Here is a 25,783-nt window from a genome sequence, read left to right as displayed (position 1 = left end):
AATGCTTTTTAAAATATTTTTAATAACAACAACTATTAACCGAATTTAAATTATAAACATGAAAAAATTAAAAGTAATTACACTTTTTGTCTTGAGCATGAATTTTATTCAGGCACAGGAAAATTTAATTCAAAAGGTAAGTGAACCTATTAATTGGGTAAATCCACTTATGGGGTCTGATTCTAATCATAGTTTATCTAATGGTAATGTTTATCCAGCTATCGCTATGCCTTGGGGGATGAACTTTTGGACACCACAAACAGGAGAAATGGGTAATGGATGGGTCTATAATTACAGAGATACCAAAATAAGAGGTTTCAAACAAACACATCAACCTTCGCCGTGGATGAATGATTACGGACAGTTTTCAATTATGCCAGTGACAGGTAAATTAGTTTTTAATGAAAATGATCGCCAGAGTTGGTATTCACATAAAACAGAAATCGTAAAACCTCATTATTACAAAGTGTATTTGGCAGATTACGATGTTACAACCGAAATTACTCCAACAGAAAGAGCGGCACGTTTTCGTTTTACATTTCCTGAAACAGATAAAGCCTATATTGTTGTTGATGCATTTGATAAAGGTTCCTACATCAAAGTTATTCCTAGTGAAAGAAAGATAATAGGATATACAACTAAAAATAGCGGAGGAGTTCCTGAAAACTTTAAGAATTATTTTGTGATTGTTTTTGATAAAGATTTCAGCTTTAATCAGGCATTTAGTGAAGGAAAATTGAAAACAGAATTAGAAATACAATCTAATCATGCGGGTGCTGTTATTGGTTTTAAAACTAAAAGAGGAGAGCAAGTTAATGCTAAAGTAGCTTCTTCTTTTATCAGTTTTGAGCAGGCAGAAAGAAATCTAAATGAAATTGGAAATAACGATTTTGATGCATTAAAAGAAAAAGGAAAAAATATTTGGAATAAAGAATTAGGTAGAATAGAGGTTGAAGGTGGAACCCATAATCAAATAGGTTCATTTTATTCTTGTTTATACCGTTCATTATTGTTTCCTAGAAAGTTCTATGAATACGACGAAAAAGGAAAAGTGGTTCACTACAGCCCATATAACGGAAAAGTACTTGATGGTTATATGTTTACTGACACTGGTTTCTGGGATACTTTTAGAGCTTTGTTCCCATTCTTAAATTTAATGTATCCAGAATTAACAGCACACATGCAGGAAGGTTTATCTAATGCCTACAATGAGAGTGGTTGGTTGCCAGAATGGGCAAGTCCAGGTTTACGTGATATTATGGTAGGTAACAATTCTGCTTCAATTGTTTCCGAAGGTTATTTAAAAAGTGGTAACGCATATAAATATGATATTGAAAATCTTTATAAAGCGCTAATACATGGAGCAAATAACGCTGGACCAATGCGAGCAGTAGGTAGAGCTGGTATAGAATATTATAAAGATTTAGGTTATGTGCCTTATGATGTAGGTATTAATGAAAATGCAGCAAGGACATTAGAATATGCGTATGATGATTTTGCAATTTATCAATTGGCCAAAAAATTGGGGAAACCACAATCTGAAATTGAAGAGTATAGAAAAAGAGCTATGAACTATAAAAAATTGTTTGACCCAGAGACAAAACTTATGCGTGGGAAAAACAAAAATGGAGAGTTCATGAAACCTTTTAATCCATTTAAATGGGGAGATGCTTTCACCGAAGGTAACAGCTGGCATTATAGCTGGTCTGTTTTTCATGATATACAAGGATTAATTGACTTAATGGGAGGAAGCAATGTGTTTACCTCACAATTAGACAAAGTGTTTTCTTTACCTCCTGTTTTTGATGATACTTATTATGGTGGAGTTATTCATGAAATACGTGAAATGCAAATTGTAAATATGGGACAATATGCTCATGGAAATCAGCCTATTCAGCATATGATTTATCTTTATAATCATGGTGGTCAGCCATGGAAAACTCAATATTGGGTTAGAGAAACGATGAACCGTATGTACTCTTTTGCTCCAGATGGATATTGCGGAGACGAAGATAATGGACAAACTTCTGCTTGGTATGTGTTTTCAGCATTAGGGTTTTATCCTGTGACACCGGCAAGTGATCAATATGTAATGGGAGCGCCATTATTTGGAAAAGCTAAAGTGCATTTAGAAAATGGAAAAACAATTACAATTAATGCTAAAGACAATAATGATACAAACCGTTATATCCAATCTTTAGAATTCAATGGTAAGAGCTATACTAAAAACTGGTTAAGTCATTCTGAACTCTTGAAAGGTGCAACTTTAGATTTTGAAATGGGTTCAGAACCAAATCAAAAAAGAGGGACAAAAAAATCAGACCTTCCTTATTCATTAACTAACGAGTAAAAAGGATAATAAATAATTAACAGTTCAATTTCATTTTTTTGTATTTGTGGTATTTCAAAAAAATTGAAAATACATCGGCTCCTTTAGATAAATTGCAGAGTTTAGGTATCTATGTATTTTGTTGTTGGAGCTGGTGTTGTTAATTACTTGTTTTTAAGTATTATATGGTTTAGCAATGTTGTTCTTGTTTTGGTTTTAAGACAATTACTATTCCTATTTTAAAATTGATTAAATAATGAAGAAAATAATTTATAGTTACTTTTTAATTTTGTCTGTATGTTTGAGTTTGAATGCTCAAAATAATCCAGTTGTTCCAGGTTGGTACGCCGATCCAGAAGGTGTTGTTTTTAATGATAAATATTGGATTTATCCAACCTATTCTGCACCCTATGACAAACAAGTTTTTTTAGATGCTTTCTCTTCAAAAGATTTGAAACACTGGGAATTTCATTCGAGAATTATTGATACTTCAATAGTTAAATGGGCCAAAAGGGCTATGTGGGCTCCAGCTATTATTGCAAAAAATAATAAGTATTATTTGTTTTTTGCTGCAAATGATATTCAAAATAATTCAGAGTTAGGGGGTATTGGTGTGGCAGTGTCAAGTAAACCTTCAGGTCCTTTTAAGGATTTGTTAGGTAAACCACTAATTGATAAATTTTATAATGGTGCCCAACCTATAGATCAATTTGTATTTAACGATGGCGACAAATATTACATGTTTTATGGAGGATGGGGTCATTGTAATGTAGGACAATTAAATAAAGATTTTACGGGTTTTGTTCCTTTCAAAGACGGTTCTACATTCAAAGAAGTAACTCCAGAAAATTATGTTGAAGGACCATTTATGTTCAAACGAAAAAATAAATATTATTTCATGTGGTCTGAAGGTGGATGGGGTGGACCTCATTACAGTGTAGCTTATGCGATTTCGGATTCTCCATTAGGACCTTTTAAAAGAATTGGAAAAATTCTTCAGCAGGATATAAATGTAGCTACTGGTGCTGGACATCATTCTGTGATGAAAAATCCAGAAAAAGATCAATATTATATTGTATATCATAGACGTCCATTAACAGAAACAGATCAAAATTCTAGAGTTGTTTGTATTGATGAAATGCATTTCGATGAAAAAGGTTTTATAATTCCTGTTAAACTTGATGCATCAAAAAGTAAGAATAAATAATATTTTTATTCAGTGGCTATTTTATTTATTAGCACGATTCAAAAAAGTTAATATTTAATTTTATAATGTAAAAAGACCGCAAATTCAAAGATTATTATCGGTGAATTTGCGGTTTTTTTATCTAAAAAGTATGAATTAATCCAGTTTCTCAGTTAGTTTTTTAAAGACGTTTTTCGCGTTTTTACCTTCGTATAAAATGTCATGTACAGCGTCGATAATTGGTGTTTTAGCACCATAACCTTGGTTAAGTTTGTAAGCACTTTTTGCGGCATAATAGCCCTCAGCAACCATACTCATTTCCATCATAGCGCTTTTTACAGTATAGCCTTTACCAATCATGTTTCCAAACATTCTATTTCTGGAAAACACGGAATATCCTGTAACCAATAGATCGCCTAAATAAGCCGAATCATTGATGTTGCGTTTCATTTTATGTACTTTTCGAATGAATTTTTTCATTTCTCGAATGGCATTACTCATCAACACCGATTGGAAATTATCACCATAACCTAAACCATGTGCAATTCCAGCAGCAATGGCGTAAATATTTTTAAGCATAGCCGCATATTCCGTTCCAATGATATCATCCGTAATTTTAGTTTTGATATAATTGCTGGCCAAATTTTTAGCTACATTCTTAGCTTTTTCTGGGTCACCGCAGGCGATAGTCAGATAGGATAAACGTTCTAATGCTACTTCTTCTGCATGGCAAGGTCCTGTTATTACCCCAATGTTGTAATAGGGTATTTCATATTGAAAGTGAAAATGTTCACCTACAATTAAACTGGTTTCGGGAACGATACCTTTGATGGCCGAGAAAATGATTTTATCTTTAAGGGAAACATTAAGTTTTTGCAATTCGGTATCTAAAAATGCAGATGGAATGGCAAAAATTAGATAGTCGGCATAGTTTACAGCCTCATTGATGTCATTTGTTAAAAGCAATTTTTTGGTGTCAAATTCAACCGAACTTATGTAGTTTGGATTGTGTTTGTAGTTTTTTAAGTGTTCAATTGCCGATTCGTTGCGCATGTACCAGCAAACTTCATCAAGATTCACACAAAGCATCTTTGTAATAGCCGTTGCCCAGCTTCCTCCACCTATTACCGCAAACTTTATATTTTGACTCATTGTTTTAATAGTTTAATCAAAAGTACTTAAAAATGTACTAACGAAGCAAGGCTTATCCGTTTTAGTCGAAGAGAGCAGAAATTTTTTTAATTTTTTTTTTACAATATCATATAATAAAATATACATTATTTCCGTTGTAACTTATTAGTTATTAGAAATTTGTGTTTTTATTAGTTATTAGAGTTAGTTAATTTGGTTTTGGTGTTAATTTTAAAGGCGTCTTAGAAAATCCTAGACGCCTTTGTGGTGTTTTAAAGTGAAATGATTTTAATAACTCAATTCAACAATAGATTTTACTTTTTCTAAAGTAACTTGTTGGTTTTCTCCTAATCCTTTCCATCCTCTTTCTTCAAAACGCTTAACGATAAAATCGGCTGTTTTCGAATAATCATCTGTATATTGAGAAAGTTGGGTATCCATTCCCATTTGATGGAAGAATGCTACTGTTTTTTCGATCGCTTCTTTTGCAATTTCTTCTTCACTTCCGGAAAGATTAAAAATGCGTTTTCCGTATTGTGCTAGTTTTGCTTTTTTAGCTTCAAACAATACGCGATATAGATTTGGACCAATGATGGCCAACGTTCTAGCATGATCAATGTTATACAAAGCAGTTAATTCATGACCAATCATGTGAGTAGCCCAGTCACTAGGAACTCCTTTTTGGATTAATCCGTTTAAGGCCATTGTACAACACCACATAAAATTGGATGCTAAAGTATAGTCTTCTGGCTGTTCTACTACTTTTGGACCTACTTCAATTAATGTTTGCAAAATTCCTTCGGCAATTCGGTCTTGTAAATATCCGTCGTGTGGGTAGGTTAAATATTGTTCCATTACGTGGGTAAAGGCATCAACTACGCCGTTTTCTAATTGTCTTTTAGGTAAAGATTGAATAACCGTTGGGTCACAAATTGAAAATTTTGGAAATAAAGCACTTCCTCCAGCAGCTAATTTCTCCTGAGTCGCTTTAATTGTTACTACATACCCTGAGTTCATTTCGCTTCCTGTTGCTGGAAGAGTCAATATTGTTCCAAAAGGCATTGCTTTTTCTTTTATTAAAATGCGTTTTTGAAGAATATCAATTGGGTTTCCGTTAAAGTTGACTGCTGCCGAAATAAATTTCACACCATCAATTACAGAGCCTCCACCCACAGCCAGAATGAAATCAATTTTTTGTTCTTTGATTACTGCAACCGCTTTCATCAAAGTTTCAAAATGAGGGTTGGGTTCAATACCGCCAAATTCTACAATTTCATAACCTTTAAGGTTTTCAATTACCTGCTGATGAATTCCATTTTTAAAAATGCTTCCACCTCCGTAAGCTAAGAGAATTTTAGTTCCTTGTGGAATTAGGGTGTTTAATTTTTCTATTTGACCTTTTCCAAAAATCAATTGGGTAGGGTTATATAATTCGAAGTTTATCATATTCTTTTCGTTTTTGAGATACTAAGATTCTAAGCAGCTAGTTATTTCAATCTTAACTTCTTAGTTATTTTGGGACTTAGAGTCTTATTTGTTTAATTTTTCTACTAATTTTTGAGCCACAAGTTTTGAAGAGGCAGGGTTTTGTCCTGTAATCAATAAGCCATCTTCGACTGCATAGGGTTGCCAATTTTCGGTTTTTGAATAGATTCCGCCATTAGCCTGAAGCACTTCTTCTAATAAAAATGGAACTACATTTGTCAATCCTACCGCTGCTTCTTCAGTATTTGAAAATCCAGTAAGTTTTTTGCCCTTTACTAAATATTCCTCATTTACTTTTACATCTTTTAATACTCCTGGAGCATGGCATACAAAAGCAATAGGCTTATTATTGGTATAAAAAGAAGTAATTAATGCTTTAGAATTTTTGTCTTTAGTTAAATCCCATAAAGGACCGTGACCACCAGGATAAAAAACAGCATCGTAATCAGATTCTTTTACGTTCGCTAATTTTAAAGTATGCTTTAATTTGTTTAATAATTCAGTGTCTTTATCAAATCGTTTCGTGTCTTCTGTTGCCGAAGCTGGATTGGCACTTCTTGGGTCTATAGGCGGTTGACCACCTAATGGAGAAGCAATATCAATTTGGATTCCTCTATCGGCTAATTCATAATACGGCGCCGCAAATTCTTCTGACCAAAAACCTGTTTTTTCTCCTGTGTTCCCTAATTGGTCATGACTGGTAACTACAAACAATACTTTTTTCATCTTTTCTTTATTTTGTGCTAATGCTACGATACTATTGATTGTTACGAGGACCAAAGCAAATACGGTTGTTTTTTTCATGATTCGTTTTTTAATTTTTTACAAATTTAAGGCGGATATGTTATTAGTAAAAATAATTTAAATTATGTTTGTGATAAATATATTTATATCATGGTCAATTTAGAATGGTATCGAACCTTTAAATCAGTATATAAAAATGGTAATTTTTCATTAGCTGCTAAAGAATTATTTATCAGCCAACCAGCAGTAAGTCAGCAAATTTCTATGTTAGAAGCTCATGTGGGCTATAAATTATTTAACCGAAAATCAAAAGGAGTTGAGCCTACTGAATATGCTAAGTTACTCAATAACTTAATCATTGAAGCTTTAGATCGTCTGGAAAATGTAGAAAACGGTTTTCGTTCCAAAGCATTCGATGCTAATCGATTGATTACGGTAGGGATTTCAAAACATCTGTTTAGTAGTATTGGTAGTTTTCTAATTGCAAAATTCGATTATATTGATTTTAGTTTTTGTGAAAATAATAGCCTTTTTGAATTAGTCAATACGAAAAAAATTGATTTTGCTATCGTTACTAAAAAGATAGAAACTTTTGATACCGTACAAAAGGAGATAGGGAAAATTAAGCAAATCGTTGTTGCTTCAAATAATATTGATGCCAATCCATTACAGGCATATATTCAAAAAGAAGATAGTGTTGCGATTGAGAATTGGTTAAACGAACAAAAATGGTACAGTCATGATTCAGGAATTCCTCATATCAAATTATTTTGGCTGCATGTTTTTAATAAAAAAAGGCCTTCTATGGTGTCTAATTATATTATTCCATCCGAATATGAAATGTTAGAAATGCTTTCCAGAAATACAGGGGTAGCGGTTACTTGGGATATTAATGCGAAGTCCTTTCTTCAATCAGGAAAATTACAATTGTTATGGGAATCGGACCGAATGCCAGATACAGAGGTTTATCTTTTATCGGGTAAACACTCAGGTTTTAATTCGGCTGCTCAGGAAATTGAGGAAGAACTAAAAAAAGTGTTGGCTTGATTTACTTCTTATAAAACAAATTATGGTCAATGTATTCCCAAACTTTTTCAGGCAATAAAGGACGGACATTTTTACCTAATTTGATGTTGCTTCTAATTGCTGTCGAAGAAATTTCGACAACGGGAGCATCAATCATGTGGATTTTAGAATGATTTTTGAATTCCTGATTTTCATCTTCAGCAGAAATTCGCGGATACACATAAATCTCGTGATGTTCTAAAATGGCTTCGTAGTTTTTCCACTTATGAAATGATTTAAGATTGTCTTCGCCCATAATCAAAGAGAATTCATGATTTGGGTATTTTTCTTCAAGATGGACTAAAGTATTTACTGTATAATTAGGTTGCGCCAACTTGAATTCAATATCTGAAGGTTTCAATTTCGGATAATCTTCTGTTGCCAGAAAAACCATTTGCAGGCGGTGGTAATCATCCAGCAAAGTACTTTTTTTCTTCAAAGGATTGTGTGGTGTAACTACTAACCAAACTTGATCTAAATCGGCATGCTCTGCCATATGATTGGCAATAATGAGATGCCCCACGTGAATGGGGTTGAAGGTGCCGAAATAGAGTCCGATTTTCATTGATTTAATTTAATGATTTAAAAATTCAAAGATTTAAAGATTGAGTATTCTTATAATTTTTCAATCTTTCAATTTTTCAATCTTTTAATTTTTATTTGTTCACAAAATTCCTAACTAACTCAGTCGCCTCTTCCAAAGCAACATTCAAATCATAGTTTTTGATTACTACATCAAACTGAGGAGCGGTAGCCAATTCTACGTGGGCTTTAGCGATACGCATATTGATTTTGTCTTCACTTTCGGTAGAGCGTTCTTTCAAACGGCGTTTTAACTCGTCAACACTAGGTGGTTTTACAAATACAGCTAAAGTTTCTTCAGGGAATTTGTGCTTGATACGCAAACCTCCAGCCACGTCAATATCAAAAATTACATTTTTACCCAAAGCCCAAATACGTTCTACTTCACTTTTTAAAGTACCGTAAAAGTTATCTCTGTATACTTCTTCCCATTCAACAAAATCTTCATTTTTGATATGGTTTTTAAATTCGTCCAAAGAGATAAAATAGTAATCCTTTCCGTTTACTTCTTCGCCTCTGGCATCACGAGTGGCTGCTGATATAGAAAACTCTAAATTCAAGTCTTCTTGTTTTAATAAATGCCTAACTATAGTTGTTTTTCCCGAACCCGATGGTGCCGAGAATACGATTAATTTTCCTTTTTTCATTTTTTTAGTATTAGTCCTTAGTTCTTAGTCCCTAGTCCTTAGTTTTTAATGCTAGGGACTATGGACTAGGTACTATTTACTTATAAAACATTCAATACCTGTTCTTTGATTTTTTCCAATTCGTCTTTCATCATCACGACTAATTTTTGCATTTGCGCGTGATTGGATTTAGACCCCATGGTGTTGATTTCGCGTCCCATTTCTTGGGTAATGAAACCTAATTTTCTACCATTAGCTTCGGTGCCTTTGATGGTTTCCAGGAAATAATCTAAATGATTGGTTAGACGTACTTTTTCTTCCGTAATGTCTAGTTTTTCTAAATAATAGATCAATTCCTGTTCAAAACGGTTTTCGTCAACATTTACTTTTAACTCATCTATAGCGGTTTGCAAACGGTCTTTGATGTTTTGAACGCGTTCCGGATCAAGAGCCAAAGCCTCGTTCATAAATTGACGAATATTGTTGATACGCAATTGGAATTCTTTTTCAAGTGATTCACCTTCATCTTTTCTAAAAGAAAGAATGTTACTTAAACTTTCGTCGATAACATTTTTTATTTGAGCCCATTCGTTTTCGTCGATTTCTTCTCTTTCCACTTTCATGGTGTCTGGCATGCGAACAGCCATTTTCATTAACTCCGTTTCATCGGCATCGGCGTAAACCTCTCTTAGTTGGGCAATGTAAGCTTTTACGATAGGTACATTCACTTTGGTCGAAGTTTGCTCGGCAGTACTTTCGATAAAAATAGAAAAATCGATTTTCCCTCTTTCCAGTGCAGCGGCAATTTGGTTACGTAAACCCAATTCCATTTCACGATACACAGAAGGCATTCGCACATTTAAATCAAGTCCTTTGCTATTTAACGATTTTACTTCGACTGTTATTTTTTTGGTTGGTAATTGCAAAGTCGCTTTACCAAAACCGGTCATAGATTGTATCATATCATTTTCTAAAAAGTGGTCAAAGATACTAAAAAAGTATTCAGTAGTCAGTAGTCAGTTTTCAGTGCAAGGAAATCACCATAAAGGTTTTCGCCACTAATTACACTAAAAACACAAATTAGTACTTGTTTTTTATTTCACGAACCATTTAAATGGAGAGAATTAGAGAAATTCGATTTAAATCCTCCTATAAATTAGTGGCAATTGGTGTAATTTGTGGTAACCTTTTTTTAATAGCTTAGATTGTTGGCATCAATTAAGGATTTATTTTTGCAAAGCCAAAATTACATTCTCAATATTTTGTTTGCTGTTGCCAATGTAAATTTTGTCATCAATGATAAAAACTGGACGACTTAAAAAAGTGTAATGTTCTAAAATGTATTTTTTAAAGTCCGCTTCGGTTAAGTTTTGGTCTTTTAATCCCATTGATTTATACAACTGTGCCTTTTTGCTGAAAAGCGCTTCATAGCTACCAGAAAGTTGGTGCATCTCTTCTAATTCTTCAACTGAAATTGGATTTTGTTTGATATCGTGAAGTTCTAGATTATGATTTTCAGGTAAGGATTTGATAATTTTTCGACAAGTGTCGCAAGAAGAAAGATGATATACTTTATTGCTCATAATTTTTAATTCTTTATGCAAAGAAAAATCATTTGCGACTTAAATGCTTATTTTTACGCGAAATTTTATAATTGAAATACAATGAAAGAGCTATTAGAGATTACAAAAACCAGTAGAAACATGGTTTCTAAGTTGATTCAGGGATATACATTAGAGCAATTGAACAAAGTTCCGGCAGGATTTAATAACAATTTGATTTGGAATGTAGGTCATATCGTAGTGACGCAACAATTGTTGGTATATAAATTAGCGGGCTTACCGATGATGATTTCTGATGAATTAGTTAAAAAATACATGAAAGGAACTAAAACAGAACATCAGGCAACACAAGAAGAAGTAGACGAAATATTATCTTTGTTACATGCAACAGTTGAACAAACCGCAAAAGATATCGATAATAATTTGTTTCAAAATTTCACTGAATATCCAACCTCTACAGGTTTTGTTTTAAAAAGCAATGCGGATTCTATGGAGTTTAATAATTTTCATGAAGGTCTTCACATTGGAGTAATCATGGCAATCCGAAAACTGGTTTAATATTCTTAACGAATACTATTTTAAAAAGAAAGAGTTTCTTGTACGGAGCTCTTTTTTTATTTTTTATTAGCTATTGCAAATAATAAATGTAGCCAAAATTAAACCAAACCAGCCAGTCATTAGCTTTGTTTTCTTTGTACAAATCTGGATTAGGTTTTAAACCATCAACCCAATCCGAAAAGTAATATTGAAAACGTAAATCAACCATCAAATCGCTTAATGGCGATAATTTATAACGCGTACCCACACTGGAAACAATAGACCATACGGTTCCGTTTTCGGTAGAAAAACCATATTGTCTATCATCTGTAGGGGTGAGGTATTTTGGATAAGTGGTAAGTGGAGTTCCTAAGGGACCCATCGTAGAATAAGCTTTAGCATTGTAATTACTAAATTGAGCACCAAGACTCACAAAAGGACCAAGACTCCCAATACGTGCTGTGAAGTCGCGAATACTCAGAGGGAAGTATTCTAATTGCATTCCAATATTGGTTACGGCACTTTCTCCTTTCATTTCTCGTAATTGCATCGCCTCAAGAGAAGTCCTTTTTACCCATTCTCCTAAATGTTCAAAATTCGTTTTGTTATACGATAGTTCACTTCGTAGCTTGAAGTGGTCGTTAAAATAGGTTTCAGGTGTGTAACAGTTACATTCTGCTTTATAGGAGAAGTTGAGGTAATGAATTATTCCTATTCCATTTCCTGTGTTTCCTACATTGGTTTCAAAATCATGACGAACACCATAATCGGATTGAAAAGCTACAGGTCCAGCAATCACACCTATTTCATGAGAAAAACCAAACTGAGCTTTCATTTTACTTGAAATTCCAAGTAAAACAAATAATATAAATATACCTAGCCAATTATTTCGGAGCATCTTAGTGTAAGTCAGGGTGGAACAAAGATATGAAAAACTTTAAATGGGATAATAGCAATTAAAATAAAGTTGTAAAACAGCATTTTAGTTGTTGTAATGTTAATGTTTTTATAAGAGTTGGTATAGTAATTTTTGAATTTTGGGAAGAAGTTTTAACTTTAGATAATTCGTAGTCTAAAAAGGGGCTAAACTAATGTAATGAGGATATAAAACCAAACTTTGTTTTACCTTTACGAAAACGTTTTCTTAACTCTATTAACCAATTAAATATTATGTCTCAAGCTGTCCAAAATTTTATGAATGGGGTTACTTTAAAAAACCCCAACGAACCTGAATTTTTACAAGCTGTTTTTGAAGTGGCTGAAACGGTGATTCCTTTTATAGAAAACAATAAAAAGTACCAAAACAAAATGCTTTTAGAGCGAATGGTAGAAGCCGAAAGGATTATTACTTTTCGCGTCACTTGGATTGATGATAAAGGAGAAATTCAAGTAAACAGAGGCTATCGCATTCAAATGAATTCGGCGATTGGTCCATACAAAGGCGGACTTCGTTTTCATCCTACGGTGAATTTGAGTGTCCTGAAATTTTTAGCTTTCGAGCAAACTTTTAAAAACAGTTTAACCACTTTGCCAATGGGTGGTGGAAAAGGCGGTTCGGACTTTGATCCAAAAGGGAAATCGGATAATGAAGTGATGCGTTTTTGTCAAAGTTTCATGACCGAACTAGCCAAACACATTGGGGCTGATACCGATGTTCCTGCAGGAGATATAGGAGTAGGAGGTCGAGAAGTAGGTTATCTTTTTGGCCAATACAAGCGACTTCGAAATGAATTTACAGGTGTTTTAACTGGAAAAGGAATTTCTTTTGGGGGATCCTTAATTCGTCCTGAAGCTACGGGTTATGGTGTGGTTTATTTTGCACAAAGTATGCTTCAAAATAAAGCTGAAAGTCTGGAGGGAAAAACCATTGTTGTTTCTGGTTCTGGAAATGTGGCGCAGTATGCCGTTCAAAAAGCAACGCAACTAGGGGCTAAGGTGGTAACGATGTCGGATTCTAACGGATATATTTACGATGCTGACGGAATCGACGCAGCGAAATTGGCTTTCGTTATGGAATTAAAAAATGAAAAACGGGGGCGAATTAGTGAATATGTTTCGAAATTTCAAAATGCAAAATACGTTGAAGGGAAACGTCCTTGGGAAGTAAAATGCGATATTGCATTGCCATGTGCTACTCAAAATGAACTGAATGAAGAAGAAGCCAAAAATTTGGTTACCAATGGCTGTATTTGTGTGGCCGAAGGCGCTAATATGCCTACTACTCCAGAAGGTATTGCTGTATTTCATAAAGCCAAAATTTTATTCTCCCCAGGCAAAGCTTCTAATGCCGGTGGAGTAGCTACTTCGGGCTTAGAGATGTCGCAAAATTCCTTACGTTTGAGTTGGACAGCCGAAGAAGTCGATGAAAGATTAAAAGGCATTATGCTTAATATTCATGCTGCCTGTGTAAAATATGGCAGTACAGAAGAGGGTTATATTGATTATGTAAAAGGCGCTAATATTGCTGGTTTTGTAAAAGTGGCCGATGCGATGCTGGCTCAAGGGGTGGTTTAGTTTTTTTTAGTCCTTAGTTGGTGAGTCCCTAGTCCTTAGTTTTAGTTTCTTTTTTAGTGTTTTCTAAGGACTAACTACTAAGGACTAGGGACTTTATATTTTGCAAAGCTAAGGACTAAGGACTTTTAACTATCTTCGCAATTCATTTTAGCAACATCCAATTCATGCAAATTAAAACCAAGGCAATCGTTATTTCGGCTTTAAAGTACCAAGAAAAAAGCCTGATTGTGAAATGCTTTACTTTGTCGCATGGATTGAAATCCTATTTTGTTCGTGATGCTTTTTCGAGTAGAAAAACGAGTCAAAAAATGGCCTATTTTCAGCCAATGACTATTATTGAAATCGAAGCAACTCATAAAAACAAAGGAACGCTCGAGCATTTCAAGGAAATTAAAATTGCGAATCCTTTTCATACCATCCATTCCGATATTTACAAGAGTACGATTGTCCTATTTCTTTCAGAGATTTTGCATCATTCTATTCATGAAGAAGAAAAAAACGAAGCCCTTTTTGTTTTTCTGGAAACCGCTTTGCATTGGTTAGACGAACATGACGAAATGGCTAATTTTCACTTGATTCTAATGATGGAAATGACCAAATACTTTGGTTTTTACCCCGATGTTTCCGATATTGACATGCCTTTTTTCGAAATGAACGAAGGCGTTTTTACTCCTTTTCAAGCTATGGGTTCTTTGAGCGAACACGAAACCCAATTGTTCAAAAAACTTATTCATTTAAAATTAGACAACCATCAAAAAGTATTTCATGTGGTCGAAAGGCAACTGCTTTTAAAAATCCTGATTGATTATTATGTCTATCATTTGGATGGTTTTAAACGTCCAAAATCATTGGAAGTACTCAAAGAGGTTTTTTCTTGATTTTTCATAACTGTCTTTTTTTGCCTCGAATACACGAATTATTATTTGAATCTGATAAGTTTAGATTTCACTCATTTAATAAATGATGGATTAGACGGATTTTCAATAAAAAACTTGCAGTAGCAACCCTTTCAGAGTTCAAAACTCTGAAAGGGTTTAATCTACTAAACTACTTAGCTGTAATTGATGGCGAAAAATTCCTTGAATAGGTTGTATACTTAAAAATACGATTTTTCTCTCCATAAAATAAAAAAAACTATATTTGTTGCTAGACTGGGAGGTTGTTTCACAGTCTGATGTTATATGCAATTTCGAACTAGACAACGTTAAAAATTTATGGCAAATTTAAACGCGAAGAATTTTACGCTAAATGTTTCAAAAGACATCCAACGTGTATTGCAAATCATGCGAAGACTTGAGAAAGCAAATTCAAGCATTATTGAATCAGTAAATACTGATTATATCTTTTATCTTCACGATAGATCTCATAAAAATTTCGTTTTCTATATAGGAGAACCAACTCGAGATGACCCCGCTAACGAAACAATATTTCCAATTACATATGTTCCAGAAAATGAAAATTCTCTTTCGTACATAAATCATTATTGCACTCACGACGAAGTAGAAAAGTGCTTTGAAGATTGGCTACATTTGATATATGAGTTTAACAGCATTAGCTTTACAGAAGAAGAAACTTTTGCTAAATTTTACGAAGAAGAAATCTTTGTCGAATTTGAAATTGTTGATGATGATTCTGAAACCCATCCTTTCAATAATTTTCAGCAGGTAATATTATATAAATTCTTATCCGCAGCAACATTTTATTTAGAAAACAAACATCCTGACAATTCAGAAGTTGAAAAAATTTGTACTGAAACTATTGATTTGAGAGACAATATTCAAAATCTTACTAAGAAAGATTTCTCGAGACGCTTTTCGAAAATTCTGGCAAAAATTAAAAAATTTAGTTTGCAGACATTTGTTGAAGTCTCTGATGTTGCAAAAAAGGAAATCTATAAATTTCTGCTCAAAGATGGCTTGAAAAAGTTACCGACTTGGATTGATAATATTCAAACATTTTTTATTACTCACCATAGTTAAAAGAAACTGCTTATAACAGTTAAGGTATTCGTTGCGTGATCCCAACTGGTACTCGATTGCATCGAGTACCTACTTTAAAGATAAAACACATCTTAGTGTTTGCAACCTCAATAATAAAACCCTGAACACTTGGATATGTGTATAAAAGGTTAGCGCAGTCTCGTAAAATGACGAGACTGTACATTCTCTTAGATTGCTTATTTATTAATGTGATGTTTTAAGGATTAATATTTAGCTTAATGCCAAAAGAAATAATGTCTGTCTCTTGTTCGAATGAAGAATTCGTTAGATTGTAACTGTGTATATATTGTAATTGAAATTTTACATCCTCAAAACCTGCCTGAAGAGTAAGCGCAGGTTCTAATAGCCAATAGGCATTATTTTCTTTTAAGTAATTAGGATTGATATCATTTAAATTTCCATTTACATTCTTGTATTTTAAATGGACAATTCTTGATGAAAAAGAAGCGTTAAAATATTTTCTGCTATAACTTAAACTAGGTTGTATTCCTATACGATTGAATTTGGCTGAAAAATCTTGATTGTCTGTTGCGGAGATAGGTTCGTATTTGAGTTTGCCAAAGCATATTAACCCATAGGTTTCAAAAGTAAAATTAGGAGCGATATCATTAAAATAGCCAATACCTACTTCTAACATATTACCGGATGCTTTGAATTCTTCGGAATAGTCATTTGTAGTCATGTTTTCAAAATTTTTCACCCAATCGGTGTTTAACTGTAAAGCGATATGATTTGTAACTGCATGAGCAGCCTGAAGTTCGTAGCCTTTGGTAAATTCACCTTCGCTATAAGCAATACCTAAATTGGTTTGACCTTTCGTTTTCATAATAGGAATGTTTTGCGTATTTGGTACATAGTACACAGGGGCGCATCCTATCAAAATTGTTGAAAAAATAATGAGCGTAATTGTTTTCATGATTTTAGTTTTTATATAAATGTTTTCAGAAAAATTTATAAAGAGTAAAATCAGTTTTAGGTAAATTCGGGAATATTTTAACCTTGTTTTTGGGTGTGAATAAGAAGGTTCTTTTTGTTTAATATATTGATTTTTAGATTTTTTTCTATAATGAGGTACATATAAATTTACTCATAATTATTGGCTTTTTAACGTTATTAGCGGTTTAATTTAACTTGAAAAGTATAGGGTTAACCCGATCGCTCTGATATACGTAAACGTCAGCGCAAAATTGTATTCTGTGCCCGCACCAATAAGCAACTTTGTAGCGTTATTTGATGAGATCTTTCTTTAATTATTGGGGCTGGTTTTTTTACTAATGACCTCAAATTCCTAGGCTATGTTGTAGGTATAAAACTTAATTATATGGATATAAACAGATAAAATACTATATTTGTTTTTAGACTGTAATGTTTTTTCACAGTCTCACATTAGCTACAATCTTACAGAAATCCATATAAAAAAGATGCTCGAAATCTTCAAAAAACATATAAGTAAATTTGCACAAGTATCAGACGAAGAATTTGAAGAAATTAAAAAATTCTTTAGCACGAAAGAGGTGGTTAAAAAAGAAAATCTGTTGGAAGAGGGACAAATTTGCAGACATCATTATTTTGTTTTGACTGGCTTGTTGCGAAAGTTTTATATCAATGAAAAAGGTATTGAACAAACTACTGAATTTGCCATAGAAACCTGGTGGCTTACGGATAACTTTGCTTATGAAAACCAAGTTCCTACGGAGTTTTATATTCAGGCTGTAGAAAAATCAACAATACTTTATATCACACAAGAGAAACAGGAAAAGTTATTAGAGGAATTTCCAGCTATGGAACGGTATTTCCGTTTCATCTATCAACGAGCTTATGCAGCGGCTCAAAAGCGTATCCAATTTCTTTTTTCGTTTTCGAAAGAAGAATTTTATTTCCAGGCTGTTAAAAATCATCCCGATTTTGTCCAACGTGTTCCCCAATATTTAATTGCTTCTTATCTGGGATTTACTCCCGAATATTTAAGTGAGATTCGGAAGAGGCTTCTTTCTTAAACCAGTTTAATTTTTTTCATTTTCTTATTCTTCAATTTTGTATGGAATAATTTAAAAGAATAATAAAATGCAAAAACGATTAAACATTAAGGAAGTTGCTCCAAATGCACTAAAAGCAATGATTGGTTTAGAAATGTATCTTTCAAAGGCTTCTATATCTAATACTACCAAAGAACTTATAAAAATCCGCGCTTCACAAATTAATGGTTGTGCGTATTGTATCAACATTCACACTCAAGACGCAATTAAAAATGGCGAAACAAATCAGCGTATTTTTTTGGTAAGTGCATGGAAAGAAGCTGAGGATGTTTTTACGGAAGAAGAAAAAGTAGTGCTAGCAATAACAGAAGAAATCACATTAATCCATCAAAATGGATTGTCTGATGAAACTTATTTAAGCGCCTTGCAATTTTTTAGCGAAAGCCAAATAGCAGATATTATCACGGCTGTAATTACTATCAATCTTTGGAACAGAGTTGTGCTAAGTACTCACCTACAGATTGGACAAAGTCTTGCATAGAACTATTGCAAAAAAAATCATAGGTCTCACAGCCTATGATTTTTTTTCAGAAAGGATATTCGCTTTGCGAAGTTTCCTGACTTCTGATTCTCCATTGCGCTCGAACTGACAATAGGAACAGTTTATACTTCTAAACGGTATAACTCCTAATTGTACAAAAACTCAACTGATAGTGCGGAAATGTTTTCCGACCCACAAAGAGGAGCAACTTTGTCGTTGCTTAGTGAGATTGCTTCGCTACGCTCGCAATGACTAGCTTTGTGGTAAAATCCATAAAGTTGTAAACATTTTAATTGTTGCAACTTTCTTGTTTTTTGCAAAAATCTTCTATTATTGTGTTTATTCGCTCTTTTTTCTTTCCTCTTTTCTCTAATTTCCTCAAAATTCCTTACTTTCGCACCTCGATTAAGAAAAGGATAAAATGAGTACAAAATTTACTGAATACAAAGGACTTGACTTGCCAACGGTAGCGTCGGAAGTTCTTGATTTTTGGAAGAAAGAAAATATTTTTGAAAAAAGTGTGAGCACTCGCGAAGGAAATGCTCCTTATGTGTTTTTTGAAGGGCCACCTTCGGCAAATGGATTACCTGGAATTCACCACGTAATGGCACGTGCGATTAAAGATATTTTTTGTAGATATAAAACTCAAAAAGGGTTCCAAGTAAAGCGTAAAGCGGGTTGGGACACACACGGTTTACCTGTAGAATTAGGTACCGAAAAAGAATTAGGAATCACCAAAGAAGATATCGGGAAAACCATCACCGTAGCCGAATATAACGAAGCCTGTAAAAAAACAGTCATGCGTTATACAGACGTATGGAATGATTTGACCGAAAAAATGGGGTATTGGGTAGATATGGAAGATCCGTATGTGACTTATAAACCAAAATATATGGAGAGTGTTTGGTGGCTTTTGAAACAAATCTATAACAAAGATTTGATGTACAAAGGATATACGATTCAACCGTATTCTCCAAAAGCAGGAACAGGATTGTCTTCGCATGAGGTGAATCAGCCAGGTTCTTACCGTGATGTGACGGATACGACTATTGTAGCTCAGTTTAAAGCAATTGCTGAAAGTTTGCCAAGCTTTTTAGAAGGTTTCGGAACTATCCACATTATGGCTTGGACGACAACTCCTTGGACGTTGCCATCGAACACTGCTTTGACAGTGGGTCCTAAAATCGACTATGTTTTAGTTAAAACATTCAACCAATATACTTTTGAGCCAATCAATGTGATTTTGGCTAAAAACTTAGTAGGGAAACAGTTTGGTAAAACATATTTTGCTACTGAAGAAGCAGCTGATTTTGAAAATTACAAAGCAGGAGATAAAAAGATTCCATACCAAATTTTAACAGAAGCAAAAGGTGCTGATTTGGTAGGTATCCGTTACGAGCAATTATTGCCTTGGGCGTTGCCATACCAAAATCCGGAAAATGCGTTTAGAGTAATTTCGGGAGATTTCGTTACTACAGAAGATGGTACAGGTATCGTGCATACAGCTCCAACTTTTGGTGCTGATGATGCTAAGGTAGCCAAAGAAGCTACACCTGAAGTACCGCCAATGTTGGTATTGGACGAAAATGGTACTCCGGTTCCATTAGTAGATTTACAAGGTAAATTTGTTCCTAGTTTAGGTGATTTTGGAGGTAAATATGTGAAAAACGAATATTATGATGCCGATCAGGCGCCAGAGCGTTCGGTTGATGTAGAAATTGCTATCCTTTTAAAAGAACAAAATAAAGCGTTTAAAGTAGAGAAATACGTGCACAGTTATCCACATTGCTGGAGAACAGACAAGCCTATTTTATACTATCCTCTTGATTCTTGGTTTATCAAAATCACTGAGGTAAGAGATAGAATGTTTGATTTGAACGAATCAATCAACTGGAAACCTAAAGCAACCGGAGAAGGTCGTTTTGGAAACTGGTTAAAAAATGCCAATGACTGGAACTTATCACGTTCAAGATATTGGGGAATTCCATTGCCAATTTGGAGAACAGAAGACAAACAGGAAGAAATCCTGATTGGTTCAGTTGAGGAATTGTACAACGAAATCGAAAAAGCAATTGCTGCTGGTGTTCAATCCGAAAATCCATTCAAAGGATTTGAAATTGGAAACATGAGCGAAAGCAATTATGATTTGGTTGACTTGCATAAAAATGTAGTTGACGGAATCACTTTGGTTTCTGCTTCTGGAAAACCAATGAAGCGTGAATCAGACTTGATTGATGTTTGGTTTGATTCAGGTGCGATGCCTTATGCGCAATGGCACTATCCTTTTGAAAACGCAGCTTTAATTGATAATAATAAATCATTCCCAGCTGATTTCATCGCCGAAGGTGTGGATCAAACACGTGGATGGTTTTATACCTTGCATGCTATTGGAACTTTAGTTTTTGATAACATTGCTTATAAAAATGTAGTTTCTAACGGATTGGTATTAGATAAAAACGGGCAAAAAATGTCGAAGCGTTTAGGAAATGCCGTTGATCCATTTGAAACCTTAAAAGAATACGGACCAGATGCTACGCGTTGGTACATGATTTCAAATGCAAATCCTTGGGATAACTTGAAATTTGACATTGAAGGAGTAGCTGAGGTGCGACGTAAATTCTTTGGTACACTTTATAATACCTATTCTTTCTTTAGTTTGTACGCTAATATCGATGGTTTCAAATTTGATGAGGCAGAGGTGCCATTGAATGAAAGACCAGAAATTGACCGTTGGATTTTATCTGAATTGCATACTTTAATCAAATTAGTAGATGAAGCCTATGCCGATTATGAACCAACGCGAGCTGCTCGTGCTATTTCTGATTTCGTACAGGAAAACTTGAGCAACTGGTACGTTCGTTTGTGTCGTCGTCGTTTCTGGAAAGGAGAATATGCACAGGATAAAATTGCGGCTTATCAAACCTTATATACTTGTTTGTTAACCGTAAGTAAACTAAGTGCGCCAATAGCTCCTTTCTTTATGGATAAGATTTACAGAGACTTAACACAGGCTACACAGACAGAAAAATTTGATAGTGTACATTTGGCGGAATTTCCAAAATACGTTGAAAACTTTGTTGATAAATCGTTAGAGAGCAAAATGCAGAAAGCGCAGACCATTTCATCACTAGTTTTATCACTACGTAAAAAGGAGATGATCAAAGTGCGTCAACCTTTGCAAAAGGTAATGATTCCAGTACTTGACGAGAATCAGCGACTAGAAATTGAGGCTGTTTCTGACCTGATAAAAGCCGAAGTAAACGTGAAAGAAATCGAACTTTTGGACGATGCTTCTGGAGTTTTGGTTAAGCAAATTAAACCTAATTTTAAAGCGCTTGGACCTCGTTTTGGAAAAGATATGGGATTGATTTCCAAAGAGATACAAAGTTTTACTTCGGAGCAAATTAACCAATTAGACAAGGAAGGAAGCATAAGTATTGTAGTTGCAGGAAAAGACGTAACTTTATCCTTAGAGGATGTAGAAATCACATCGCAGGATATTGAAGGCTGGTTGGTTGCTAATTCTAATGGAATTACCGTAGCGCTTGACATCACAATCTCTGATGAATTAAGAAATGAAGGGATTGCGAGAGAGTTGGTAAATAGAATTCAAAACATCAGAAAAGATTCTGGATTTGAAGTGACTGATAAGATTAAAGTAAGTTTACAAAGTAATCCAGCTCTGGAGCTTGCTGTAAATACGAATAAGGCTTATATCAAATCAGAAACATTGACAGAAGAGTTAGTGTTTGAAGTTCAAATTGAAAATGGTATAGAAATTGAGTTTGATGACATTAAAACGAAGATAACAATTACTAAATAATATTGATTATGGTAGATGAAGTAGCACGATACTCCGACGCCGATTTGGCAGAGTTCAAAGAGATAATTCAAAAGAAAATTGAGAAAGCTCAGGCCGATTTAGATTTGATAAAAAGTGCTTATATGAATGACTTGAATAATGGTACGGATGATACATCACCTACATTCAAAGCTTTCGAAGAAGGAAGTGAAACAATGTCTAAAGAAGCAAACTCTCAATTAGCAACCCGTCAAGAGAAGTTTATTCGCGATTTGAAGAATGCTTTATTTCGCGTAGAAAATAAAACCTACGGTGTTTGTAAAGTAACAGGAAAATTAATTAGTAAAGAAAGATTAAAAATCGTTCCTCATGCTACGATGAGTATCGAGGCTAAAAATCTTCAACGATAACAATTGATTTTTCACTAGTAGAATTCCAAATTCCAATAATTTAATTAAAGTTGGAATTTGGAATTTGATTTTTATAAATTACTTATTTTTGCGCAATTAAAATTTAAAAAATGTCATTACTAAAAGCGTATCTACTCATCTTCGTAGTATTACTTGTGGATCAGATTTCTAAAATATATGTCAAAACCAACTTTGTTTTAGGCGGTGAATTTGAGGTTTTTGATTGGTTTAAAATTCATTTTATTGAAAATGAAGGAATGGCTTGGGGAACAAAAATTCCTGGTGAGTACGGAAAATTGATTCTTACTTTATTTCGATTAGTGGCTGTAGGAGGAATTGGCTATTGGTTATGGGATTCGGTAGAACGTAAACACAGTAGCAATTATTTAATTGTTGCCATAGCACTTATTTTTGCGGGAGCTTTAGGAAATATTATCGATTCTGTTTTTTATGGGGTAATTTTCAATGATAGTACGGCTCAATTAGCAACTCTATTTACAGATCAACCTTATGGTACTTGGTTTTACGGTCAAGTGGTAGATATGTTTTATTTTCCAATAATAAAAGATTATCCAATGCCAGAGTGGGTTCCGTTTCTAGGAGGTAAACCTTTTACGTTTTTTAATGCTATTTTTAATGTGGCAGATGTAGCCATTTCAACAGGTGTTGGGATTTTAATTGTATTTAATAAAAAAGCATTTCATAAGCATTAATTACAACCAAAATAAAAATTAAATCCGTCTTGTTACGATTGTTATCGGTTTCAGGACGGATTTTTTTATGAATTAAAATTGGTAAATGCTTTTTGGAGTTACGCAATAATCTAATTGGATATCGCTTTCAAAAACATCTTCAATCTGTTCTTCGGCTTCGAAAAAAGAAAGTCCTATTTTTAAGGTTTCTGGATTGCATTCGCTTAAAAATTTGTCGTAAAATCCTTTGCCGTAACCTACGCGATTTCCTTTTTTGTCAAAGGCCAAAAGAGGTACAAAAACCACTTCTATTTTTTTTGATGCTACTTCGATTCCGTCAACAGGTTCTGGAATATTATATTCGTTCTTTTTGATTTTAGTATTGTCGGTCAAAAGATAATGCGTCATTTCTCTGGTTTCAAAATTAGATTTTGAAATTAGAATCTCCTTGTCTTTTCCTGAAAGCAAATGCAAAATCATTTCGGTATCTACTTCTTTGTGCTCCGCAATAGGAAGAAAAATATGAAAGTAATTTTTGTCCCAAATCTTGAGTTTTAATAATTGATTGCTAATTGCTAAACTCATTTCTTCGATTTCGCTTTCAGAAAGTTGTTTACGCAAGTTTTTGTATTTAGAACGTAATTCTTTTTTTGTGTTTTCCATTTTAAATTATACTACCCAATTAAAACTTAAATGTAGAAATAATTATTTGTAATTCGTAAATTTGAATAGAATTCCCAATAGATGTTATTTTCTATAGATTCACCATTTTTGAAATAAATTTTAATGCAACAAACTGCCCTCGAACTACAAATACAAACCTTACCCGATAGTCCCGGAGTATATCAATATTTTGATAAAGAAGGTAAAATATTATACGTAGGGAAAGCCAAAAACTTAAAGAAAAGGGTTTCATCTTATTTTAATAAAATACATGATACGGCTAAGACGAATGTCTTGGTTAAGAAAATTGTAACCATAAAACATATTGTGGTTCCAACAGAAACAGACGCTCTTTTGCTGGAAAACAATTTGATTAAAACCTTGCAACCGCGTTACAACATCAATTTAAAGGACGATAAAAGTTATCCTTGGATTTGTATTAAAAAAGAACCTTTTTCCAGAATATTTTCTACTAGAAGAATGGTGAAAGATGGTTCGGAATATTTTGGTCCTTACACCAGTTTTAAAACAGTGAATACTATTTTGGAACTCATTAAAGAACTGTATCCGCTGCGTACTTGCAATTTTGATTTAAGTGAATCGAATATAAACAGTGGGAAATTTAAAGTTTGTCTGGAATATCATATTGGTAATTGTAAAGGGCCTTGTGAGGGTTATGAATCCCTAGAAGAATATCAGAAACAGGTCAATGCGATTCGGGAAATTTTGAAAGGAAATTTCAAAGAAAGCCTTAAAGATTTCAAGAAATTGATGATGCAATTAGCTAATGATATGCATTTTGAGGAAGCCCAAAAAATAAAAGAAAAGATTGAAGTTCTTGAAAATTATCAATCTCGTTCAACTATTGTAAATCCAAAAATTACTAACATAGATGTGTTTTCCATAGTTTCTGATGAAAGTGCCGCTTATGTGAATTTTTTACAAATTTCTCATGGTTCGATTATTCGTTCGCATACAATGGAAATCAAGAAAAAATTAGCAGAAACTGATGAAGAATTATTAGAATTAGCTATTGTTGAGTTAAGAGATCGATTTCAGTTGTTGTCTAAAGAAGTGATTGTTCCTTTTGAAGTTGATTTGGGCGAAAATGTAAAAGTTACCGTTCCACAATTAGGTGATAAAAAGCAAATTTTAGATTTGTCTATTCGTAATGCTAAGTTTTATCGCATTGAACAAATGAAACAATTGCAAATAGTGGATCCAGATAGACATACCAATAGGATTATGGCGCAAATGAAAAAAGATTTGCATTTGCCAGTAGAACCAAGACATATAGAATGTTTCGATAATTCGAATATCCAAGGAACGAATCCAGTTTCGGCTTGTGTAGTTTTTAAAGACGGAAAGCCAAGTAAAAAAGATTATCGTCATTTTAATATTAAAACCGTAGAAGGACCAAACGATTTTGCTTCGATGGAAGAAGTGGTTTATCGACGTTATAAACGATTATTGGCAGAAAACGAACCTTTGCCACAACTAATTATTATAGATGGTGGAAAAGGACAATTGTCTTCGGCTTTAAAAAGTATTGACGATTTAGGATTGCGTGGTAAAATAAGTATTATAGGGATTGCCAAACGTTTGGAAGAATTGTTTTATCCAGAAGATCCGGTTCCGCTTTATTTAGATAAAAAATCAGAGACGTTAAAAGTTATTCAGCATTTACGCAATGAAGCCCATCGTTTTGGGATTACTCATCATAGGGATAAGCGAAGTAAAGCTGCTTTGAATTCTTCGATAGAATCGATACCTGGAATTGGTGAAAAAACAATGTTAACATTAATACAACATTTCAAAAGTGTTAAAAGATTGCAATTGGCAACAGAAAAAGAAATTTCAGACGTTGTAGGTGTATCAAAAGCCAAAAAAATTACCGATTTTTACAAAACATCAGCGCCTTGATTGGATAGTGGCTGT

The 25,783-nt window shown here is 33.7% G+C and carries 23 protein-coding genes; 13 read left to right on the top strand and 10 right to left on the bottom strand.

The annotated features are described in order from the left end of the window. Positions 1-58 precede the first annotated feature (58 nt). Positions 59-2,350 (top strand): GH92 family glycosyl hydrolase, encoded by a 2,292-nt coding sequence (locus ACFPTQ_RS02200; RefSeq protein WP_379773302.1) that lies wholly within the window; start codon positions 59-61, stop codon positions 2,348-2,350. A 235-nt stretch (positions 2,351-2,585) separates the two neighbouring features. Beyond that, entirely contained in the window at positions 2,586-3,536 is a 951-nt protein-coding gene (locus tag ACFPTQ_RS02195) for a glycoside hydrolase family 43 protein (protein WP_379773299.1), read from the top strand. 135 nt (positions 3,537-3,671) lie between these two features. On the opposite strand, the gene ACFPTQ_RS02190 is transcribed toward ACFPTQ_RS02195, so the two are convergent. The 3 genes from ACFPTQ_RS02190 to ACFPTQ_RS02180 form a co-directional block, all read right to left on the bottom strand. Beyond that, positions 3,672-4,667 carry an NAD(P)H-dependent glycerol-3-phosphate dehydrogenase gene (locus tag ACFPTQ_RS02190; protein ID WP_379773296.1) on the bottom strand — a complete coding sequence of 332 codons (996 nt, stop codon included), beginning with the start codon at positions 4,665-4,667 and terminating at the stop codon, positions 3,672-3,674. Positions 4,668-4,934: 267 nt separating this feature from the next. Further along, a complete protein-coding gene (locus tag ACFPTQ_RS02185) occupies positions 4,935-6,092 on the bottom strand; it encodes an iron-containing alcohol dehydrogenase (RefSeq protein ID WP_379773293.1) in 1,158 nt (385 codons plus the stop codon). An 84-nt stretch (positions 6,093-6,176) separates the two neighbouring features. Continuing rightward, positions 6,177-6,935, bottom strand: a complete 759-nt coding sequence (locus ACFPTQ_RS02180) for a type 1 glutamine amidotransferase domain-containing protein (protein WP_379773291.1) — start codon at positions 6,933-6,935, stop codon at positions 6,177-6,179. Between the two features lie 90 nt (positions 6,936-7,025). On the opposite strand from ACFPTQ_RS02180, the gene ACFPTQ_RS02175 reads away from it, so the two are divergent. After that, on the top strand, positions 7,026-7,922 hold the full coding sequence (locus ACFPTQ_RS02175) for a LysR family transcriptional regulator (RefSeq protein WP_379773288.1): 897 nt from the start codon (positions 7,026-7,028) through the stop codon (positions 7,920-7,922). A 1-nt stretch (position 7,923) separates the two neighbouring features. Here the strand turns inward: ACFPTQ_RS02175 and nadD are convergent, their stop codons facing one another. The 4 genes from nadD to ACFPTQ_RS02155 all read right to left on the bottom strand — a co-directional run bounded on the left by nadD (position 7,924) and on the right by ACFPTQ_RS02155 (position 10,731). Further along, positions 7,924-8,505 (bottom strand): nicotinate (nicotinamide) nucleotide adenylyltransferase, encoded by a 582-nt coding sequence (nadD, locus tag ACFPTQ_RS02170; protein ID WP_379773285.1) that lies wholly within the window; start codon positions 8,503-8,505, stop codon positions 7,924-7,926. A gap of 91 nt (positions 8,506-8,596) precedes the next feature. Next, positions 8,597-9,169: a guanylate kinase gene (gene gmk / locus ACFPTQ_RS02165; RefSeq protein WP_379773283.1), complete on the bottom strand. Its 573-nt coding sequence runs from the start codon at positions 9,167-9,169 to the stop codon at positions 8,597-8,599. Positions 9,170-9,249: 80 nt separating this feature from the next. Beyond that, the gene (locus tag ACFPTQ_RS02160) at positions 9,250-10,110 is read right to left on the bottom strand and encodes a YicC/YloC family endoribonuclease (protein ID WP_379773280.1); all 861 of its coding nucleotides are present in this window, start codon (positions 10,108-10,110) and stop codon (positions 9,250-9,252) included. A gap of 264 nt (positions 10,111-10,374) precedes the next feature. Further along, positions 10,375-10,731 carry an arsenate reductase family protein gene (locus tag ACFPTQ_RS02155; RefSeq protein WP_379773277.1) on the bottom strand — a complete coding sequence of 119 codons (357 nt, stop codon included), beginning with the start codon at positions 10,729-10,731 and terminating at the stop codon, positions 10,375-10,377. Between the two features lie 81 nt (positions 10,732-10,812). Here ACFPTQ_RS02155 and ACFPTQ_RS02150 point away from each other — a divergent pair, with 81 nt between their 5' ends. After that, positions 10,813-11,268 carry a DinB family protein gene (locus ACFPTQ_RS02150; RefSeq protein WP_379773274.1) on the top strand — a complete coding sequence of 152 codons (456 nt, stop codon included), beginning with the start codon at positions 10,813-10,815 and terminating at the stop codon, positions 11,266-11,268. Positions 11,269-11,338: 70 nt separating this feature from the next. Here the strand turns inward: ACFPTQ_RS02150 and ACFPTQ_RS02145 are convergent, their stop codons facing one another. Next, positions 11,339-12,145, bottom strand: a complete 807-nt coding sequence (locus ACFPTQ_RS02145; RefSeq protein ID WP_417394293.1) for a THC0290_0291 family protein — start codon at positions 12,143-12,145, stop codon at positions 11,339-11,341. Positions 12,146-12,417: 272 nt separating this feature from the next. On the opposite strand from ACFPTQ_RS02145, the gene gdhA reads away from it, so the two are divergent. The 3 genes from gdhA (at position 12,418) to ACFPTQ_RS02130 (ending at position 15,740) form a co-directional block, all read left to right on the top strand. After that, positions 12,418-13,761 carry an NADP-specific glutamate dehydrogenase gene (gdhA, locus tag ACFPTQ_RS02140; RefSeq protein ID WP_379773268.1) on the top strand — a complete coding sequence of 448 codons (1,344 nt, stop codon included), beginning with the start codon at positions 12,418-12,420 and terminating at the stop codon, positions 13,759-13,761. A gap of 164 nt (positions 13,762-13,925) precedes the next feature. Beyond that, on the top strand, positions 13,926-14,639 hold the full coding sequence (gene recO / locus ACFPTQ_RS02135) for a DNA repair protein RecO (protein WP_379773266.1): 714 nt from the start codon (positions 13,926-13,928) through the stop codon (positions 14,637-14,639). A gap of 336 nt (positions 14,640-14,975) precedes the next feature. Further along, complete coding sequence (locus ACFPTQ_RS02130; protein ID WP_379773263.1) at positions 14,976-15,740, top strand: hypothetical protein; 765 nt, start codon at positions 14,976-14,978, stop codon at positions 15,738-15,740. Between the two features lie 217 nt (positions 15,741-15,957). Here ACFPTQ_RS02130 and ACFPTQ_RS02125 read toward each other — a convergent pair whose 3' ends face one another. Further along, the gene (locus ACFPTQ_RS02125) at positions 15,958-16,677 is read right to left on the bottom strand and encodes a hypothetical protein (RefSeq protein WP_379773261.1); all 720 of its coding nucleotides are present in this window, start codon (positions 16,675-16,677) and stop codon (positions 15,958-15,960) included. Between the two features lie 505 nt (positions 16,678-17,182). Between ACFPTQ_RS02125 and ACFPTQ_RS02120 the strand changes: the two genes are divergently transcribed. The 5 genes from ACFPTQ_RS02120 (at position 17,183) to ACFPTQ_RS02100 (ending at position 23,203) form a co-directional block, all read left to right on the top strand. Beyond that, positions 17,183-17,758, top strand: a complete 576-nt coding sequence (locus ACFPTQ_RS02120; protein WP_379773258.1) for a Crp/Fnr family transcriptional regulator — start codon at positions 17,183-17,185, stop codon at positions 17,756-17,758. Between the two features lie 67 nt (positions 17,759-17,825). Further along, positions 17,826-18,278, top strand: a complete 453-nt coding sequence (locus ACFPTQ_RS02115) for a carboxymuconolactone decarboxylase family protein (protein ID WP_379773255.1) — start codon at positions 17,826-17,828, stop codon at positions 18,276-18,278. Positions 18,279-18,699: 421 nt separating this feature from the next. After that, a complete protein-coding gene (ileS, locus tag ACFPTQ_RS02110) occupies positions 18,700-22,101 on the top strand; it encodes an isoleucine--tRNA ligase (RefSeq protein WP_379773252.1) in 3,402 nt (1,133 codons plus the stop codon). Positions 22,102-22,109: 8 nt separating this feature from the next. Next, positions 22,110-22,490 (top strand): TraR/DksA family transcriptional regulator, encoded by a 381-nt coding sequence (locus ACFPTQ_RS02105; RefSeq protein ID WP_379773249.1) that lies wholly within the window; start codon positions 22,110-22,112, stop codon positions 22,488-22,490. Between the two features lie 110 nt (positions 22,491-22,600). Continuing rightward, complete coding sequence (locus ACFPTQ_RS02100) at positions 22,601-23,203, top strand: lipoprotein signal peptidase (RefSeq protein WP_278034590.1); 603 nt, start codon at positions 22,601-22,603, stop codon at positions 23,201-23,203. Between the two features lie 72 nt (positions 23,204-23,275). Here the strand turns inward: ACFPTQ_RS02100 and ACFPTQ_RS02095 are convergent, their stop codons facing one another. Beyond that, on the bottom strand, positions 23,276-23,845 hold the full coding sequence (locus ACFPTQ_RS02095) for a 5-formyltetrahydrofolate cyclo-ligase (RefSeq protein ID WP_379773245.1): 570 nt from the start codon (positions 23,843-23,845) through the stop codon (positions 23,276-23,278). Between the two features lie 123 nt (positions 23,846-23,968). Between ACFPTQ_RS02095 and uvrC the strand changes: the two genes are divergently transcribed. Beyond that, on the top strand, positions 23,969-25,768 hold the full coding sequence (gene uvrC / locus ACFPTQ_RS02090; protein ID WP_379773242.1) for an excinuclease ABC subunit UvrC: 1,800 nt from the start codon (positions 23,969-23,971) through the stop codon (positions 25,766-25,768). Positions 25,769-25,783: the final 15 nt, after the last annotated feature.

Source organism: Flavobacterium sp. GCM10022190 (assembly GCF_042656445.1).
Lineage (GTDB): Bacteria > Bacteroidota > Bacteroidia > Flavobacteriales > Flavobacteriaceae > Flavobacterium > Flavobacterium nitratireducens.
Note: the sequence above shows the minus strand (reverse complement) of the source record. Positions and strands in the feature narration are given on the sequence as shown.